The 18,589-nt window shown below is 67.5% G+C and carries 12 protein-coding genes; 5 read left to right on the top strand and 7 right to left on the bottom strand.

Translation table 11 applies throughout. The features are described 5' to 3' along the window. Positions 1-37: 37 nt before the first annotated feature. From ACTOXK_RS05405 to ACTOXK_RS05395, 3 genes are all read right to left on the bottom strand, one after another. Positions 38-2,311, bottom strand: a complete 2,274-nt coding sequence (locus ACTOXK_RS05405) for an oxidoreductase (protein WP_482277002.1) — start codon at positions 2,309-2,311, stop codon at positions 38-40. 109 nt (positions 2,312-2,420) lie between these two features. Continuing rightward, a complete protein-coding gene (locus ACTOXK_RS05400; protein WP_482277003.1) occupies positions 2,421-3,938 on the bottom strand; it encodes a helix-turn-helix transcriptional regulator in 1,518 nt (505 codons plus the stop codon). 73 nt (positions 3,939-4,011) lie between these two features. Beyond that, the gene (locus ACTOXK_RS05395; RefSeq protein WP_482277004.1) at positions 4,012-5,538 is read right to left on the bottom strand and encodes a helix-turn-helix transcriptional regulator; all 1,527 of its coding nucleotides are present in this window, start codon (positions 5,536-5,538) and stop codon (positions 4,012-4,014) included. 284 nt (positions 5,539-5,822) lie between these two features. On the opposite strand from ACTOXK_RS05395, the gene ACTOXK_RS05390 reads away from it, so the two are divergent. From ACTOXK_RS05390 to ACTOXK_RS05380, 3 genes are read left to right on the top strand one after another with little or no spacing between them, the layout of a single operon-like run. Continuing rightward, complete coding sequence (locus tag ACTOXK_RS05390) at positions 5,823-8,969, top strand: molybdopterin-containing oxidoreductase family protein (protein ID WP_482277005.1); 3,147 nt, start codon at positions 5,823-5,825, stop codon at positions 8,967-8,969. A 4-nt stretch (positions 8,970-8,973) separates the two neighbouring features. Next, on the top strand, positions 8,974-9,636 hold the full coding sequence (locus tag ACTOXK_RS05385; RefSeq protein WP_482277006.1) for a 4Fe-4S dicluster domain-containing protein: 663 nt from the start codon (positions 8,974-8,976) through the stop codon (positions 9,634-9,636). After that, entirely contained in the window at positions 9,636-10,505 is an 870-nt protein-coding gene (locus ACTOXK_RS05380; protein WP_482277007.1) for a dimethyl sulfoxide reductase anchor subunit family protein, read from the top strand. Before ACTOXK_RS05385 ends, ACTOXK_RS05380 begins: the two co-directional genes overlap by 1 nt. Before the next feature lie 338 nt (positions 10,506-10,843). Here ACTOXK_RS05380 and ACTOXK_RS05375 read toward each other — a convergent pair whose 3' ends face one another. After that, positions 10,844-12,853 (bottom strand): LuxR C-terminal-related transcriptional regulator, encoded by a 2,010-nt coding sequence (locus tag ACTOXK_RS05375; protein WP_482277008.1) that lies wholly within the window; start codon positions 12,851-12,853, stop codon positions 10,844-10,846. A gap of 190 nt (positions 12,854-13,043) precedes the next feature. Next, positions 13,044-13,559 carry a LisH domain-containing protein gene (locus ACTOXK_RS05370; RefSeq protein WP_482277009.1) on the bottom strand — a complete coding sequence of 172 codons (516 nt, stop codon included), beginning with the start codon at positions 13,557-13,559 and terminating at the stop codon, positions 13,044-13,046. Positions 13,560-13,830: 271 nt separating this feature from the next. Between ACTOXK_RS05370 and ACTOXK_RS05365 the strand changes: the two genes are divergently transcribed. Continuing rightward, entirely contained in the window at positions 13,831-14,658 is an 828-nt protein-coding gene (locus ACTOXK_RS05365; protein ID WP_482277010.1) for a hypothetical protein, read from the top strand. A gap of 3 nt (positions 14,659-14,661) precedes the next feature. Beyond that, a complete protein-coding gene (locus ACTOXK_RS05360; RefSeq protein ID WP_482277011.1) occupies positions 14,662-15,330 on the top strand; it encodes a TorD/DmsD family molecular chaperone in 669 nt (222 codons plus the stop codon). 274 nt (positions 15,331-15,604) lie between these two features. On the opposite strand, the gene ACTOXK_RS05355 is transcribed toward ACTOXK_RS05360, so the two are convergent. Both ACTOXK_RS05355 and ACTOXK_RS05350 read right to left on the bottom strand, forming a co-directional pair. Beyond that, positions 15,605-17,542, bottom strand: coding sequence for a UvrD-helicase domain-containing protein (locus ACTOXK_RS05355; protein ID WP_482277012.1), 1,938 nt, complete (start codon positions 17,540-17,542; stop codon positions 15,605-15,607). 8 nt (positions 17,543-17,550) lie between these two features. After that, on the bottom strand, positions 17,551-18,507 hold the full coding sequence (locus ACTOXK_RS05350) for a hypothetical protein (protein ID WP_482277013.1): 957 nt from the start codon (positions 18,505-18,507) through the stop codon (positions 17,551-17,553). Positions 18,508-18,589 lie beyond the last annotated feature (82 nt).

The following is an 18,589-nucleotide window of genomic DNA, read 5'->3' as shown; positions in this document are numbered from 1 at the left end:
CGCGGGTGGGTGTCGCTCTGCCGGGGCTTCCCCCGTGCTAAAGGGCGCGGGCGGCGGCGTTGGCGGAGCAGATGGCCTCGCCGATGTTGAAGGGCCGGGCGGCATCGCCCACGGTGACCACCTCGCAGGAGAGCTCCTCGGCCAGGGCCGGGTTCGGCAGGCTGTCCAGGGCCTCCACCACGGTACCGCAGGGAATCTCCTGCTGGATGCCCGTGGCCGTCTTCACGGTAACGGAGCCATCGTTCACGGCCACTACCTCGGCCTCGGGCCAGAAGCGCACGCCCAGGGCCTTCATGTTCGGCTGGGTGAAGGTCTTCACCCAGAAGGAGTGGCCGGTGCCGATGGCCTCCGCCGCGCTCGGCGTGACCACCGACACGGCCTTGCCCTGGGCCAGCAGGTACATGGCCGCGTCGATAGCCTGGGCGTTCGAGCCCACCACCACGACCTCCTCGGCCACATCGGCCATCATGAAGTCGTCGATGCCCACCACGCTCGTGCCGGCCGTCTCGGCCAGGCCCAGGCTGTCGCGCACGCCGCCCGTGGCCAGAATCACGGCATCGGGGGCGGCCTCGGCGATGATATCGGCCGTGGCCTCGGTGTTCAGCACCACGTTCACGCCGAGCAGCTCCATCTGGCGCTCGAAGTAGCTGCGCAGCACGGCCAAGTTCTCGTGGGGGCCCTTCACGTTGTTGGCGAATTCCAGCAGGCCGCCCACGGAGCCCTTCTTCTCATAGAGGGTCACGGCGTGCCCGCGCTCGGCGGCCACGCGTGCCGCCTCCAGACCGGCCGGCCCGGCGCCCACCACTACGACGTTCTTGGCCGCTGCGGCCGGCTCCGGGTCGTAACCGCCGGTCAGCTGGCCGGTGACGAAGCGGAAGGGATGGGCGGCGTTGGTGCGGCAGCTGAAGGTGAGGTTGCCGTCGTCGGCCGCGTCCCAGTGGCAGTGCATGCAGCGGGTGCAGGGACGGATCTCGTCGATGCGGCCCTCTTCCAGCTTGTGCAGGTAGTCGTAGTCCACGGAAAGCGGGCGGTTCATGAGAATGAAGTCCAGCTCGCCGTTGGCGATGAGCCCCTCGAAGAACTCCGGATCGCGGGCCGGGTCCATGTAGGTGACCGCGCCCACGGGGATGCTCACGGCCTTCTTGATCTCGGCGGCCACGGGCACCATGACGCCGAGGCCCGACTGGTCGGCCTTCAGCATGCCCTGCCAATGGCGGGTGAAGTCGAACTGGGTGCCGTAGCCCGTGGTGCCCTCGATGCCGGTGCCGCAGAAGTACAGATCGCCGGCGAACTCGGCCACGTGCTGGCCGCAGGGCCCGATGCGGATGTGCAGCGAGTCGGCCCCGGCGGCCTCGATGAGCTTGCACATCTCCTTGTTCTCCTCCACGGTGGTGAAGAAGGCGGAGTCGCCGATGGCCTTGTCGTTCTCCTCCACGCCGTTGATGAGCACCTGGACGGGGAAGTCGGCGCCGCACTCGGCCTTGATGCCGCGCACGATCTCGCAGACGAAGCGGGTGCGGCTCTCGAGGGTCTGCGGGCCGTAGTCGTCCTCGCGTTTGTTGCGGTTGCGGGACATGAAAGTCTGGCCGATGTTCTCGCCGGCGGCGTTGATCTCCACGCAGTCGAAGCCGCAGCGCTTCAGGGTGGCAGCGGCCTTGATGGTGTCGGCGATGAGGTTCTGGATCTCCTCGGCCGTCATGTCCATGCAGTCCGAGGACTGGAAGATGGCCGTGGGATCGGGCTCGAAACCGCTGAACACGAGGCCCATGGTGGCCAGCTGGTAACCGGCCGCAGCCCCGTTGTCCTTGATGTTCTGGGCGAAGGCGGTCAGGTCGGCATCGGTCCAGTCGGTGAACTTGCCCACGTCGGGAATGGCGCGGAAGTGGTCGTACAGCTCGGCGAAGTCATCGCAGTACACCACCGAGGCGCCGCCGGCGGCCAGCTTGCCGTAGTGCTGCATGTGCAAGTCGCCGGTGATGCCCTGGCTTGTCACGCCGATGTAGCCGGCGGCCGACTTCACCACGCGGTTGGGCAAGGTGAGCGCGCCCATCTTCCACTCGGTGAACAGCGAGGGGCAGGTGGTGTTCTGCACCGGTTTCGGCTCGCCTTGGGGGTTGAGCTGGGCCGCATGGGCGCGCACGTTGGCGGCATTATCGCCAGTGGCGGCCAGGTCGTCTCCGGCTGCGGGGGCCTCGGCCGGGGCCTTCGGGGTACAACCGGCCAGGCCGAGCGATGCCACGGCACCGGCGGTGAGCGCCGATCCGGTCAGGAACTGGCGGCGGGACAGCCCGCCTCGGGTGATCTTCGACATAGGTTCCCTCCTTGGTCTCTCGTCGCTTCCTGCGACAGGGAAACCATAGGGCACGAAGGGGGCGCCACCGTGTCTCAAAATGGGTGATTATGATGGGTTACTAGGTGATTTACCTGGGGGAATCGTCGTCGCGGGCCAGGGGTTCCTCGGTTTCGCAGTGGGCGATGAGCTCTTGGCGGGAATGCACCCCGCAGGCGCGGTAGATGCGCTTCACGTGGGTGCGCACGGTGTTCGGCGAGATGACCAGCTCCTCGGCCATGGCCGGCACGTTGCGCCCGTGCATCATGAGGAGCACGATCTCGGCCTCGCGGTCGGAAAGCCCGCAGCGTTCTTGGACGGCCGCCACCCGATCGGCTGCGGTCGGCTCGGGCACTGCCTTCTCGGGCGCGGCGGCGGTGGGGGAAGCGGAAGCGTGCGGCGCCTCCGGGGCCTCGGTGGGGGCGGAGGGCGCCGTGGCCGTGGCACCGTCGCGCCGGCGCCGGCGCACGAGGACGAAGGCCATGGAGAGGGCGTAGACGCAGAAGAACACCCCGAAGACGAGCAGGAGCTCGGCCGAGGACGAGGCGGCCAGCAGCCGGGGCATGACCTTCTCCAGCACGATGCAGAATGCCATGAGCACGGCGTAGCCCACGCCGTAGAAGAGCTCGAACACGAGCTTGCGGCTGCGGGCCAGGGTGATGGCGTCGACGCAGAACAGCGAGTTCGTGACGATGAAGTGCAGGCAGGAGCCGCCGACGAGCAGCACGAACAGATAGTCGGGGCTGGCGAAGGGCACGGCGAACAGCAGCAGGATGAGCACGGGCGTGACCACTTTGAACACCTGCACCGAATACAGGGGAGCCCGCGAGAAGCGAAGGATGGCCACGAGGGCCAGGGCCGCGGCCGCCTTCGCGGCGATGACGGCCACCTGCTGTTGGGCGGGCTCCAGGGCGCCGAGCAGCCCCATGTAATTTAACGTGGGAGCGATGGTCTGGAGGGCCACGACGCAGAACAGCACTTCGGCGAAGGCGCGGAAGCCCGGCACGTAGCAGCTCACGAGGGCGCCGGCCAAGGGCGCGACGGCCGGGCGCTCGAGAGCGGCATCTTTTCGGGCGAGTCCCAGGCTGCAAAGGGTGGACAGGGCGATGCACAGGCCGAGAAAGAGCCCCTGGTGATCGAGGAAGCCGATGATGAACAGGCCGTTCAGCGCTGCGGCTCCGATAAGCTCCAGGGGAAACACCACTCCGACGCGAGCCGGCTCGAAGGACAGCGAGGCCATCCAGAACAGGCTCTGGCACCCGAAGGTCCACCCCGCGCAGAAGGCGGCCAGGGCCACGAGCAGCCCCGAGGAGTTCCATGCCCCCGACAGGAAGAGGAGCGCGCCTAAGGCCATGGGCCCCAGGCCGCAGGTCGCGTAGTAGCGGTTGCTCTTCTCGGTGAGGGCGGCCACGGCGATGCGCAGGATGAGGGCGCCGAACAGGCCGAGGGCCGAGAACAGCAGGTAGGTGTCGGCAAGGGCGGCGAGGGCCGGGCCGACGAAGGCGCCGCTGGAGAGCAGCACGCTCTCGCCCCAGACGCCGATGCCGTAGGTGCTCAGGTTCAGGGCCGCTCCCAGCGCGATGAGCGCAGCACGTCCGTTCAAAGCCATGACCCCCCTCCTTCCAGCCCGCTATTATACTGAACGCCCGAAAAAGGAAAAGAGGGGTGGTGGGCCGTTCGGGCTATCCCCGGTCGCGGTCTTCGATGACGTCGAGGAGCTCCTGCTTGGAGTGGACGTCCATCTTCTGGTAGATATGGCGCAAATGGGTGCTCACGGTGCCTTTCGATATGAACAGCTCCTCTTGGATGCGGGCGGCCGAACGGCCCTTGGCGAACAAGGTCATGACCTCGGTCTCCTTCGGCGAGAGTTCGAATGCGGCGGCCACTTCCAGGCAGCGATCGTGGAAGCGCGGCCGATGGGGCTCTTCGGTGCTCGGCGCGTCGGCCGCTGCGGCGGCACTGCCCTCCGCTGCCTCCTCGGCAGCGTTCGCGCTGTCGTCTTCGGGCTCCTCGGTCAGGTCGATGAGGTCGCTCTCGCGGAACACGAACAAAAACGACAGGAGCACGGCCATGGTGGCCACGAGCGCGATGAGGCTGAGGAACTGGGGCGTGAACGGGGCGAACTGGTCCACCACAATGCCGGCGATGGAGCCGAGCAGCACGCCGAGGGTCACCATGGCCCAGCCGATGCCGAACACTTCGGTGGAAGAGAGCCGGTAGGTGTAGGAGATTTCCGCCAACAGCATCCATATGAGCACGTTGAAGGTGCCGTAGCCGGCCAGGGCCAGCACGCTTTCCACGTCTTGGGCGCCGGTGAACACGGGCAGCAGCATGAAGAAGAAGGCCATGACGAAGATGGCCGCCTTGTAGATGGTGCGGGCGCTCTGCTCGGAGCTCAAGATGGCGGCGCCGTAGACGATGGCCATGGTGAGCAGCCCCGCCCCGGCCAGAGGCCATTGCAGGAACATGTGCATGCTCAGGTTGTTGGACGAGAGGAAGGCGGCCCGCACCATGCCATCGGCCACGCCCACGAGGCAGGCGCACACGCCGATGCGCCAGGCGAAGGACTTCAGATCGAAGTCGATGGGCAGCACGCTGGCGCGGTGCCGGCGGGACCAGGCGTGCTCGCGACCGAAGAGGATCCAGCCGGAAAGGGCGGGCAACAGCGAGCAGATGACGCAGCCTGCGGTCGGGGGCAGGGCGATGACGAGGGAGAACACCACGGCGGCCAGGAAGAAGGCCAGGGGCACCTCGAAGGTGGTGCGGGCCGGCGGCTCGTTGCGGTACAGCTCTCCGTAGCCCAAATCGATGATGCCCGAGCCGATGCCCGTGGTGAGGGCGCCCAGAAGCCCGCACATGAGGGCCGCGCCGCTCTCGCCGACCGAAGAGGCCAGAAGCAGGGTGCCCCCGCTGGTGAGCACGGGCCCGGCGAGACGGGCGGCGGGGTGCAGCATGAGCTGGACGAAGCGGTTACCGGCCAGGGCGCTCGCGAGCAGCACGGCGCACAGGCTCGCGGTGGAGACGGTGTAGAAGACGGGTGGGAGGGCCTCGCCGGTCCACGTCATGGAGCTGGCGGCGGCGCCGACGAACATGAGGTATACCCAACCGCGGATGAGCGTGAAGCCGAGCACCCGGTTCGGGGACAGCGGGTGCGAGCCGATTTCCGCGCGTCGGGCGCGCAGGTTCTCTGCGATGTAGTCGAATCTCACGCGAGCCCCCTCGACTTGACTGGCAACCATGGAACGGGCGGGGCAGCGCTTCCGTTCCTCCCCTGGAAATGGCGGGGAATCTGCCCTGTTTCCCCTGGGAAAATTATAGTGGGAAACCAGCCGGGAACCCCTCATCTTTTTTACTGGGAAAGACAGCATTGAGCAGGGGAAACTTAAAAATCATGGCAAACATATGATGCGGTGGCACCCCGATTTTGCCACCATGTCAACGTGGGAGACCGCGCCAGCGGCTTCCGAAAGAGAAGAGAGACAAAGGAGGAGAGATGGGTAAGCTCAACCTGAGCCGCCGTATCTTCGCCAAGCTGTCCGCGGCCACGGCCGCCACGGCGGTCATCGGATGTGCCGTGCCCGGTGCGGCGCTGGCCGAGGATGCCGAGGCGCCGAACAAGGGCAGCGAGGTCAAGCGCGTGCGCACCTGCTGCCGCGGCTGCGGCAAGATGGAGTGCGGCGTGTGGGTCACGGTGGAGAACGGGCGCGCCGTCAAGGTGGAGGGCGACCAGTCGTCGTTCCAGTCGTCGGGCAACTGCTGCGGCAAGTCGCAGTCGTCGCTGCAGGCGGCCTACCACCCCGACCGCATCTACCATCCCATGAAGCGCACCAACCCCAAGGGCGAGGACCCGGGCTGGGTGCGCATCACCTGGGACGAGGCCATGGAGACCATCGGCACCAAGTTCCAGGAGCTCATCGACCAGTACGGCGGCGAGTGCATCTTCAACATGTGTGGCACCTCCCGCCAGTGGGTCTACGGGCCCTATGCGTTCTACAAGTGGCTGTTCCAGACCCCCAACGCCCACGTGGCCTCGGAGATCTGCAAGGGTCCCCGCCGCCTCATGGGCTGGATCAGCTCGGTGGACGGCTCCCCGTGGATGGCCCTGCGTGACGGGCCGCGCGTCTACGTGCAGTGGGGCACCGCGCCGGAGAATTCCAACTACGACGACAGCTGCCGCAACCTCGTGGACCGCATGACCGACGCCGAGACCCACATCTGCGTCGACCCGCGCCTGTCCGGCTCGGGCAAGGAGGCCGACTACTGGCTGAACCTGGAGCCGGGCACCGACGGGGCCCTCGCCCTGGCCTGGCAGCACGTTATGATCGAGAAGGACCTGGTGGACTGGGAGTTCGTGAAGCGCTGGACCGACGCCTCCCTGCTGGTGGTGGAGGACATGGAGCCCACGGGCGGCCGCTACCTGGACCTGACGGCCCCCATCGCCGTGCCGCCGCTGCAGGACCTCATCGGCACGAAGCTGAAGACGCGCCTTCTGAAGGAGAGCGATCTGGTGGCCGGCGGCAGCCCCCACAAGTTCATGGCCTGGAACAAGAACGCCAACAACGGCGCCGGCGGCCTGGTGTACTGGGACGCCGACACCACCCAGTGGCAGGGCTGCAACCACGTGGCCCCCACCCGCGAGCAGATGGAAGTGGTGTACGCCGGCACCTCCCAGGAGGGCTACCTGCCGCCCATCTCCTATAACGAGCTCGTGGAGGCCGGCATCGACTTCGATCTGGAAGGCACCCACGAGGTGACCCTGGCCGACGGCAGCAAGCACGTCGCCCGTCCCGTGTGGAGCTACCTGGCCGCTTCCGTGGCCGATTGCACCCCCGAGTGGGCCGCCGAGATCACGGGCCTCGACCCGCAGATGATCGAGGAGACCTGCGTGCTGTGGCTGACCCGCCCCGAGGGCCAGACCTACGGCAACGGCGGCATCCACCTGCAGCTGGCCCCCGACCAGATCGGCAACTGCACCCAGACGGTGCGCGCCATCTGCAACCTCATCTACACCTCGGGCAACTTCGACGGCCCCGCCGGCAACCGCGGCCTTACGCGCTCCCCTGTGGACGAGCAGTCCACGGCCGCCCCGGGCACCAACATGCCCGAGGAAGTGAAGTACACCCTGAAGGGCATGGAGCTGCTCACCGGCGAGCCCATGTGCCCGCCGATGTACTTGAACGACGTGGAAATCGACCCCATGAACATCCCGGACAAGCGCGATGTGCACGGCAAGATGATCGGCGCGAGCAAGTTCCCCATGCTGCCCTACTACGGCGAGTGGGCCGATGCCACCCTCATCTGGGAGGCCTGCCTCGGCAACGGCGAGTACCGCCTGCGCGGCGGTATCAACGAGTCCGGCTCGTTCATGAACATGTCCAACGCCAACCTGGCCTGGGAGGCGCTCTCGCAGCTGGACTTCTGGGTGGACATCAACATGTTCCACCACCCCGGCACCGAGATGGCCGACATCATCCTGCCCTGCCAGCACTGGACCGAGCTGAACTGCATCCGCGTGTCCCAGGGCGCCTCGGGCGGCATCGGGCTTACCCAGCGCGCCATCGAGCCGCCGGCCGACACGAAGTTCGACTACGACATCAACCGCCTCATCTTCGAGGCCCTGGAGAAGCAGGGCAACCCGAACGGCACCTGGACCAACATCGCCGGCGACGCCCCGGGCGCCTACCTGCACGACGACCGTCTGGAGGACTGGTTCCAGGCCCATAACGAGGTGTCGGGCTTCTCGGATCGCTACCCGGGCTGCAAGTGGGAGCACTGGGAGGACTTCCGCCAGGACTTCCAGGACAACGGCTGGATCAACGCGAAGGTGGTGGAACCCGAGCGCTGGGGCACCTACCGCCGCTTCGAAACCGGCTGGATGCGCATGGGCAAGGACGCCTGCACCGCCGCTCCCTGGTCGACCGATCCCGCCACGGGCCAGCCGGTGAACAACTTCGGCTGCCCCACCCCCACGGGCCTGGTGAGCTTCTGGTCCATGCAGTTCGAGACGCTGTGCCTCGATATGGCCAACGAGGCCGAGCCGGGCAAGTTCGATGTCATCAAGGAAATGATGCCGAACTACGAGCCGCCCGTGTCCGCGGCCGGCAGCGGCACCATCGATCTGGAGGAGTACCCGATCATCCTCACCACCGGCCGCCGCATTCCCGTGTACTTCCACAGCGAGCATCGCCAGCTGCCCTGGTGCCGCGAGCTGTGGCCGGCCCCGCGCCTGGAGATGAACCCCGAGGACGCCGAGAAGCTCGGGCTCAAGCAGGGCGACTGGGCCTGGATTGAGACCGAGTGGGGCAAGGTGCGCCAGTGCGTCGACCTGTACCACGGCATCGCGCCGGGCTGGGCCAACGCCGAGCACGCCTGGTGGTTCCCGGAGCTTCCCGCGCCGACCCACGGCTTCACGCTGTCCAACATCGAGTGCATCTGGAACCCCTACGGCCAGGACAAGTTCATCGGAAGCTCCCACATGCGCGGCGTGCCGGTGAAGATCTACAAGGCCATGCCCGAGAACTGCCCGGACGGCCAGGTCATTCCCTGCGCGCCCGAGGACGGCACCCAGATCATCTGCGATGCCTCCGACCCGCGCCTGAAGGCATGGCTGCCCAACTACGATATTCGAGAGGAGGCCTAAAGCCATGGCAACGAACGCTATCGTCACCGACCTGAACCGCTGCGTGGGCTGCCTCGCGTGCATGGTCGCGTGCAAGGCCGTGAACAACGTGCCCATCGGCAGCTATTGGAACAAGGTGCTGCGCATCGGCCCGAGCAAGAAGGCCGGCGCCACGAGCGCCCGCGACGTGGAGATGTACTACCTGCCCGTGCAGTGCCAGCACTGTGAGAACCCTGAGTGCGTGAAGGTGTGCCCGACGGGCGCCTCCCATGTGCTCGAGGACGGCACCGTGCAGATCGACAAGTCGAAGTGCATCGGCTGCCAGTTCTGCGCCATGGCCTGCCCCTACGGCGTGCGCTACCTGAACGAGGAGGAGCGCGTCGTGGAGAAGTGCACGCTCTGCGAGCAGATCACCGCCGCCGGCGGCCTGCCCCAGTGCGTCATCCAGTGCGGCGGCCGTGCCCGCTTCTTCGGCGACTTGGACGGCGGCATCGATTCCTTCGAGGCGCCGGCCGTGGGCTACGACACCGACCGCTCCTACGACAACCTGTACACCGGCAACCGCGTGAAGCTGGGCGACATGGTGAAGGAGTACGCCGACGGCGATGTGCACCATCTGCCCGACGTGGGCAACGGCCCGCACTTCGCCTACATCCTGCGCGATAGAGAATGGAAGGGTGGGGAATAATGGAACTGCAATGGCCCCTTATCTTGTTTACGACGCTGCTCGCGTGGGCGGCCGGCCTGTTCGGCGCCCAGTGCCTGTGGGCCCTGCGCGGCCGGGGCGCGAAGGCCCAGATGCCGGCCCTCATCGGCTCGGCGGCGCTTCTGGCCGTCGGCGGCATCGCGGTGTTCTTCCACCTGGAGCACTGGGAGCGTATCTTCAACGGCTTCGGTCACATGACCAGCGGCATCACCCAGGAGCTCATCGCCATCGTGGTGCTCGCCGTGGTCATGGTGGTGTACTTCGTGTACCTGCGCCGTGGCGGTGAGGCGAAGGTGCCGGCGTGGCTGTCCGCCGTCGGCATCGTCGTGGCCGTCGTGCTCGTGGTCGTCATGGGCCACTCCTACATGATGGCCTCGCTGCCGGCCTGGGACTCCCTGCTGCAGATCGGCTCGCTTTTGGGCGCGGCCTGCGCCTTCGGCCCGGCCACCATGGCCCTCATCTGCGCCGTGCGCGACGAGGCCTCCGATCTGGACGCCCGGGCCAATGTCATCGGCCAGTGCGCGAACCTCGTGCTGGCGGTGGCCTACCTCGTGGCCATGCAGGCCACAGCCGGCTCCTACGCCGCCGTGGAGTTCTGGTTCGATCCCACGAGCCCGACCCTCGACATCACCCCCGACGGCTCCACGGCGCCCTTCGCTGGGGCCTCGGTGGGCGCGGCCGTGGTGGCCATCATCGCCGCCGTGGCCGGCGCGGCGAGCGCCTTTATCGGCAGGGCCAAGGGCGACTGGAAGGTGTGGGGCGCCGTGGGTGCGGGCTGCGTGCTCGCGAGCGCCATCGCCCTGCGCGTCGTCTTCTACATGACCGGCGTGTCAGTGTACCCGTTCTTCTAGCGGCCCAGCGGGAGGGGCTCGCGGCTTGCGGCCCCTCCCGGTCGGAGCTGCCGGGCATTCCAATTCGCTCAGACAGTCCTCGCTTTGCGGAACAGTCCACTGGACTGTTCCGGTCGCTGCGGAACTCGCTCGGTTGGAACACCCGGCATCTCCTCTACGCCCGGTCTCGGTTTTGAGCGTTATGGTTCCGCTGCACTCGATCTTGACTGACCCTCCCGAGAAAGCCCCCGGCGGGCGCGGTTCGTTTCCCCAAACCCCTTGCAAACGCGAATCGCCCCCGCCGGGGGCTTTCCGCGTCTAAGGGTGCTCGATTGTGTTGTCGGGCAGGCGCTCGGGCCTTACAGTTCTACTTCGTCGATGAGGCGGATGAGGTCCTGCTGGCTGTGGATGTTCAGCTTGCGGTAGATGTGGCGGATGTGGGTCTTCGCCGTGCCCTCGGAGATGTAGAGTTGCTGCTGGATGAAGGTGGACTTGTAGCCGCGGGCCAGGTAGTACATGACCTCGTTCTCGCGGCGCGACAGCAGGTAGGTGTTGGCCACGATCTCGCAGCGCTCGCGGAAGCGGCTGCGGCGGGCCTCGTCCTCGGCCGCGGTGGCGCCTCCCTCGCTGTCGGCGAAGATGGAGCGGGAGGGGTCCATGGCCTGACGGGCCGCCGAGGGCTGCGCCGGAGCGGCCGGCGCGCCAGGGGCAGCGGGAGCGGTAGGGTCGCCCACGGCGCCCGGGATGGCAGTCGCGCCCGGCATGGCTGGGGCGCCTGACGGGGAAACATCGGTCGGGGAACCCTGCGCGGCTATCGGGCTTGGAGCGGCCGTTGCCTCTCGGGGTGCGGACGCAACGGGGAAGGTGCTCCCGTCTCCGAAGGCGCCGCCATCAGCCGGGGTGCCGTTCCCAACAACGCTCTGAGGAGCAATCGCGCCAGGGACGCCCCCATCGCGCAGGGCGGCTTCCCGGCCCGGCGCCTCTTCCCCGGAAGAAAGCGCGACGGGACTTCCGATCTCTTCTTCTACGTCGTCTTCCATGCCATCGGTGCCATCTTCCGTGCCGGCCCCTTCGCGCACCTCGATCAAGGGGGCGCGGGGAATATTGCGCACGGCGGCCACCTGGTGCGGGTCCACGGCGAGGATGCGGGCCATTTCCCGTTCGTCGGGCAGCAGGGCGTAGGCCAGCATCATGGCGATGATGACGATGAGCACGGTACCCAGGTCTCCGAACGTAGTCACCAGGGGAATGCCGCCGGTGAACAGGGGCAGCGATGAGCCGCCGAGGGCCGCCAGGGCCATCACGCCGCGTCCCAGGCCGAACACGAAGATGGGGGAGAGGCGGAAGCGCTGGGCCAGCTCAGAGAAGAAGATCCACATAAGGGCCTCGAAGGACATGTAGCCCATCAGCACGATGGAGGTGCCCCAGAACGAGTTGCCCTCGGCCGTGAAGGGGATGAACACCGCCGTCACGGCGATGAAGGGCAGAAGCGGGCGGAACAGGGTGTGCCAGCGCTCGTTGCCGCCGAGGGCCAAAAAGGTCACCATGATGATGACCATGGCGCAGCAGGCCGTCACGAACAGAAGCGCCTGGTCATCGAAAACGGTGCCCGGCAGCACGGTGCTGATGGAGGTCTGCCGCATGATGCCGAGGGCCATGCCCAGCAGAAACACGGGGATGCCGAAGCGGAACACGAAGCGGGCGTGGTTGATGGGCAGGGGCTGGAACAGCAGGCGGCGGTTGTCGAAATCAAGGCTGACGCGGCGTCGCAGTACGAGCAGCAGGGCCAGCTCAGCCAGGGGAATGAGGGCGCTTGCAATGCCGCTGAAGGGGAAGGGCGCCTGGTGCAGCACCAGGCCATACACGCCGAAGCCGATGGCGATGGACAGGGCTCCGTTGATGATGATGGAGGCCGAATCGCGCCGGGCGAAGGCAATACCCCAGGCCAGAAGCAGGATGGCGGAGCCCGCGCCCGTGAGTGCGCCCGACGCGACATTCAAAACGGTGCCATCGAGGGCCCCTTGGGAGGGATCAAGCAGGAGCAGGGTGCCAAGGCAACCGAGGCCGGCGGCCACGGCCAGCACGGGGGTGGCGTGGAGGAGACGAATGAGTCGGGTGTCCAGGATGCTCGCTATGAGCAGCACCAGCCCATAGATGAGGATGGAGGCGAAGTAGGCCAGGGACAGCTCGCCGTTCAAGGGGGTGATTTCCAGGGGCGTGCTGCCGAAGATGCCGCTCTTGTCGAACATGGAGCTGTAGATCCAGGCCTGGTGCAGCCCGTAACCGAGGGAAATGAGGCTCAGCTCCCCGAAGGATGCCTCCTTGCCGAAATCGACGCGAATAGTGACGCGCGGCACATGGAAACCCATAACGCCCCCTTTACCTGCCCCATCGCCTGCGGCGACGACTCCATTAACGCTGAGCCAGCGGATTATAGATGGCTGCCGTCCCCCGGTCAAGCGCCAATCCCCGGTCTCTGCCGCCCTGCTCGCACCGAGAGGGCCGAGGGCCGCCCCTTCGCTGGTCGACGAAAGGACGGCCCTCCAATGAGCTGGTGCCCTACTGGGTCACCGTGATCACCACGTTGTCGTAGCGATCGACGACGGTGCTGCCGTCGCCCTTGGAGGCGGCGGTGTACGCCTCGCTCACGTTCTGAGACGTGGCGGCGTAGGCACCCTCCGCATCCTTGTAGGTCTGGGCCTCGCCCGTCGGGTACACCGCAACGGTGTAGTTGTACCCGTTGGCCGCGAGATAGTCGGCGATGGACTGCACATCATAGTTGTGGATGGCATCCAGGCCGTTCTGGTTCTCGCTGGAGATGACGCCCTCGGTGAGGACGACATCGGCCGTGCTGCCCGCCGGCACGAACATCAGGTCGGAGTGCACGTCGCCCCCGACGGCGGTCTCGTCGACCACCGCGAAGACCTCGCAGGCACCCAGGCCCTTCGATCCGTCCGACACGCCGTCGTCGTGCACATGGTAGAAACCATAGGCCGGGACGGCGATCAGGGCCGCACAAAGGCTGGCCATAACCGCGATGGCAAGAGTCTTCTTGCCGAATGCTGCGTTGGTCATAAGTGCTCCCTTGGTTGGTCGCCCCGCAGTTTCGCAACGCACATCCATTATGGCGCGCTCGCGCGGAGCGTCAAGGGCAAAGGGGCTGCTGTGGGGCGGAATCATCCTCGCCATGGGGTGAAATCATCACGGGAGGATGATGCCGTGACCAGCAGATACGGCCTCCCCGTATGAAGACGGCCCCGCCCCGCTCACTAGAATGGAGAGCGAAGAGGATAGGTTGACGGCCCGGCTCGCCCGGTGCCGTCGCGCAAGAGAAGGAAGGTGCCCCATGGCATATTCTGCAACGGCGACGGGGGAGGGGACCCTGACGCTGCTCGACTTCGACGACGAGTTCGACCCCCTGGCGGTGGACGAGACGGCCATCGACCAGGAATGGATGGACGACGAGAATCCCTACGACACCATCGATTACCCCACCCTGCGCAACATGCCCGAGACGCCCCATCGCGCCGCCGTGTACACGCCGGAGCGCCAGGGCTCGGTGGCCGAGGCGCTGCGGGCCCTCGTGCGGCAGAACCCGAGCCATCGCCGGGTGCTCATGAACATCGTGGGACTCGCCGAGGGCGGCTGCGCCGCCAGCGCCATTTCCGCGAAGGTGGACGAGTGGATGCGCGACAACCGCTCGGTGTACGCCCCCATGACGTTGTGCCGCATGCTGGAGCGCGCCGGCGCCCTCGTGCTGGAGATGCCCGAGACCACCGAGGTGGCCGAGGATGCGGAAGGCGGCGTGGCCTACCTTGAGATTCGCGAGACTGTGGATCCGGTGTGGCGCGCCACCGACGAGGCTTTGGCCCTGCGCCAGGAGTATCTGAGCGGCGACCAGTTCCGCTCCGTGGTGCTGGAAAGCGACGAGGCCCGCTACGGCGAGGTGTACGAGGCCGTCATGGCGCTGCTGGAAGAGGCTCCCCAGTCCATGGGCGCCATCGAGGCGCTGACCGACACCTTCCCCATCACGAAGAAGCCGAAGCGCTACGGCCAGCACTTCATGGACGTGCTCCAGGCCACCGATTGCGCCGTGTGGGCCCGCGAGGGCTGGCAGCTGACCGACCTGGGCCGCACCCTGTTCGCCGAGATGAAAGCCGCGAAGGAGGCTTAAACCATGGAAGACGTGAATCTCATCGACCTCATGAAGAGCCGGGCGCAGGCCTACGGCATGCTCGCCCGCCTGTTCCGCGAGGAAGTGGATCTGGCCACCCTGCGCGAGCTGCAGGGTATGCGCTTCCCGACGGCCACGGGCAACGCCACCGTGGACGAGGGCTACCACCAGCTGTTCGAGTACCTGCGCCGCGCATGGGAAGATTCCGTGACCGAGCTGGCCATCGACTACGTGCGCACCTTCATCGGCCACGGCGTGAACGGCTACTCGGCCGCCTACCCCTATGAGAGCGTGTACACCTCCGAGCGCCGCCTGCTCATGCAGGAGGCCCGAGCTGAGGTGCTGGCCACCCTGCGCGAGAACGAGCTGAAGCGCGGCGACTGGAACGAGGCCGAGGACCACATCGCCCTGGAGCTGGAGTTCATGCAGCGCATGGCCCTGCGCGCCGCCGAGGCCCTGGCCGACGGGGCCGAGGACGAGGCCGTGGCCTATCTGCGCACCTCCTACGAGTTTTTGGAGAATCACCTGCTGAACTGGGTGCCCATGCTGGTCACCGACATGCGCCTGCATTCGAAGACCCTGTTCTACCAGGGTCTGGGCCAGCTGACTCTGGGCACCATCGAGGAGGACGGCGCCGTTCTGCGCGAGCTGCTGGATTCCGTGGAGGAGTAAGTCCCCTCCGCGCCCGCTGCCCGGGCGCCGCGCGGGCCGAGCTCTGCGCGATGCCCGACGGCCATCCCTTTACCATCCCCCTTTTCTTCCCCTCCTTCTGTCGACCCCGCCTCCCCCTCGCGGGGTCGACGCATATCTGGGGGCGGAAAGAGGGTTTGAAGAACCTGAAATTGCCCAGAGAAAAAGGCCTCGTGACGAGGCCTTTTTTCGTAACTACACCTGAGGTGTGCCCGCTTTGGGCGGGCGCGCTGGGCACAGCCAGCGCCAACGGGGCTTAGTCGATGCCCATGTCGGCGAGGAGTGCCTGGCCGCCCACGGTGATGGGGGCTGCCGCGCCGGCCTCCTCGATGAAGTCGGTGGGGCGCAGGCAGGCGATGCGCCGGCCCTCTTCCATGCGCACGCGCATGACCTGCATCTTCGTGCGCTCGGCCAGTTCCAAGTCGGCCTTGGCGAAGGCAGAGAACGTCAGGGTGTCGCCGGCCTTGCCCGCCGCGCTCAGGAACAGGCGGCGGCCCGTGTCGCGCACCCGGGCGCGATCGGCGTCGGTGGCCACCACCTCGAAGGCGTCGCGGGCCGGCATGAAGCCGTCCACGCAGCCCACCAGGTACAGGCTGTCGTAGGAGCAGCCGACCATCTGCTCGTAGGAGCTCACGGCCACGGCCCGGGGGTCGGCTGTGTGGGTGGGGGCGAACTGGCGGTCGCGGATGAGGGCGAACAGGGCGGCGGCGTCCTCGTCGCCCACCATGGCCTCCTCGACGGCCGCGAACTCCCGCAGCCCGGCGGCCCCGACGGCCGTAAGCAGCCCGAAGCCGGTGCGGGCGCCGTGGGCAGCCAGAAGGGCCTGGCCCGCTTCGTAGCGCTCGGCCAGGGCGAAGGCCCGCAGGAAGGGCTCCTCGGCACCGGCATCGGCCGCCGCAGCCGCCGCTGCGAGGGCCTCCAGGGGCGTGGCGTCCTGCTCGTCGCACCAGGCGATGAGGGCGTCCCAGCCGTCGCTCAAGGTCAGGTAGTTGCCGAAGCCCACCCAAGCGCGCCAGGCGGCGGCGTCGGCGGGATCGGCCAGCAGGTTCAGGGCCGTGTAGGCCATCATGGCCTTCGCGCGGTTCACGTCGCGCGGGTCGCCGCCGATGGTGTCGAAGCCCAGGGACGAGACGGCGAAGCCCCGGCGGGCGAGCATCTGGGCAAAGGCGGCGGCCCACTGCTTGTTCGGGGCCACCACGGCGGTGCGCACGGCTGCCTCGTCGCGCTCCTGGCTCAGGGCGAACAGGTAGCGGGTCAGTCCGTTGAACTCGTCGTCGGGGGTGTTCCACTTCACCAGGGCGATGTCGCGGATGGTGCCGGTGCGCTTATCGGCGGCCTCGGCGGTGCCCAGGGCATCGCAGAAGGCGGTGACGTTGGGGTTGCCGAAGGCTTCCACCAGGGTGAAGGTGGTGACATGTCGGCGCAGGGTGTCGAAGGTGGCAAACCCGTCGGGAGCCGGGAAGGCGGTGGCGACCGCCACGGTCTCGTCGGTGTTGCCGGCCACGATGAGCTGGTCGCGGGCCAGCAGGCACAGGCAGGTCTGCTGGGCGGCCGACAGGTTCTGGAAGTCGTCGGCGAGCACTACGGCGAAGCGGGCGCGGGCGTCGGTGCCCGCCTCGCTTTGCAGGTAGGTGCCGCAGAGATAGGCCACTTCCTCGGGCAGCATGGCGTCGATGACCTTGAGGAGCCGCTCGCTGTGGCGCAGGGCCTCTTCCTCATCACCGGGCACGAGCCACTCGTCCTCGGGAGCCAGGGCGCACCACTGGCGGCGGAACTGGCCGAGCACCGAGCGCAGGCGCCGGGCCGGCTGGCCCAGGGTCTTCATGTCCTCCAGGAAGAAGTTGTACTCGAAGGGGGCGAGCACCCGGGGTGCGCGGCCCGTGAACGCGCGGGCCTCGGCCGTTGCCAGCACCTCCAGGCACACCTCGTCGGCCGTGGCCACGTGCACGCGGGCCGCCGTAGCCTCGGCCTCGGCCACGCCGGCATCGGCCAGGGCGGTCGCCAGGCGCACCCGGGCGCAGCGGGCGCCCTCGGCCGTGGTGGTTTCCAGCAGGATATCCTCGGGGGTGGCACCGGCGGCCACGGCCGCGGCGGCCCGGCGCACCAGGGCCTCGGTCTTGCCCGTGCGCACCGCGCCGCTCACCTTGGCGACGCGGCCCGTAAAGGCGGCGATCTCGTCAATCACGGAAATCATGGCGCCTCCTAGCTTTCGGCCAAAACGCCGGTCGTGGCGTTAAAGTCGCGGGTTGAGCCATCGTCGTAGATGACGGTCCACTGATCGAAGGTCAGGGGGAAATCAGCCTGGGGCAGGGCGTACTTCTTCTGAATATCCTCGCCCAGATGGGCCTCCTCGGCGATGCGCTCGGCGATGATCTCCTCGGCGGTCTTGTCCGTCTCGCCGCGCTCGGCCGCGGCCAAATCCTCGCGAATGCGGGCCTGCACCACCAAGTCGGCCGCTTCCTCGGCTTCGGCCGCCGCCTCGGCCGCCTCGGCCAACAGGGCGGGGGAGGCCAGGAATGCCTCCTCGGCCGCTGCCTCGGCCGCCTCGGCCTCGGCCGCTTCGCGCTGGGCGGCTTCGGCCGCCGCCTCGGCCTCGGCGGCCTCGCGGGCCGCCTTCGCGGCCAGGCCGGCCGCGAGCTGAGCCTCGTAGGAGGTGTCGGAGGGCAGCTGCACGCGCACCACGTCGTCGCCCAGGCGGCCCTCGTTCAGGGCGCGGCGCACGCGGCCCACCCACACGCTGTCGGCCGGATCAATACCGCAGGCGGAATCAAGCCGCAGGCGCACCGTGAGGCGGCCGCCGGCCAGTTCCACATCGAGCCAGGTGAACAACAGCTCGTCGCGACCCTCTTCCCGCTGGCGGCGGTTGAAGATCTTCATCTGGTTCTCCAGGGCGTGCACCTGGTTCAGCAGCCAGTGCTCGATGTAGTCGTTCCACAGCTCGTCGGCTCCGGGAACCGATGCGTCCAGGTACTCCCGGGCGCCGACGCGCACCGTGGCCACCATGATGTTTTCCGGGGCGCCCTCGGCGGCCGGGTGCGTGCGCACCACCGGCGTGCCGAGATAGGAGTAGCAGCGGTCGATCTCCAGGCGCAGATCGTGGTTTACCAACCGCTCGTCCAGATCAAGGCGCAAGGCCAAAGTAGGATGGGGCTTGCTCATGGGAAGTTCTCCTTTCTATCCTCTTCGCCGACCAGTATAGAAGGGGTGCCAACAGGGAAATCATCCCGCTAAGATGACCCTG

The organism is Adlercreutzia sp. (assembly GCF_056795635.1).
This window is presented reverse-complemented; position numbering and strand designations above follow the sequence as displayed.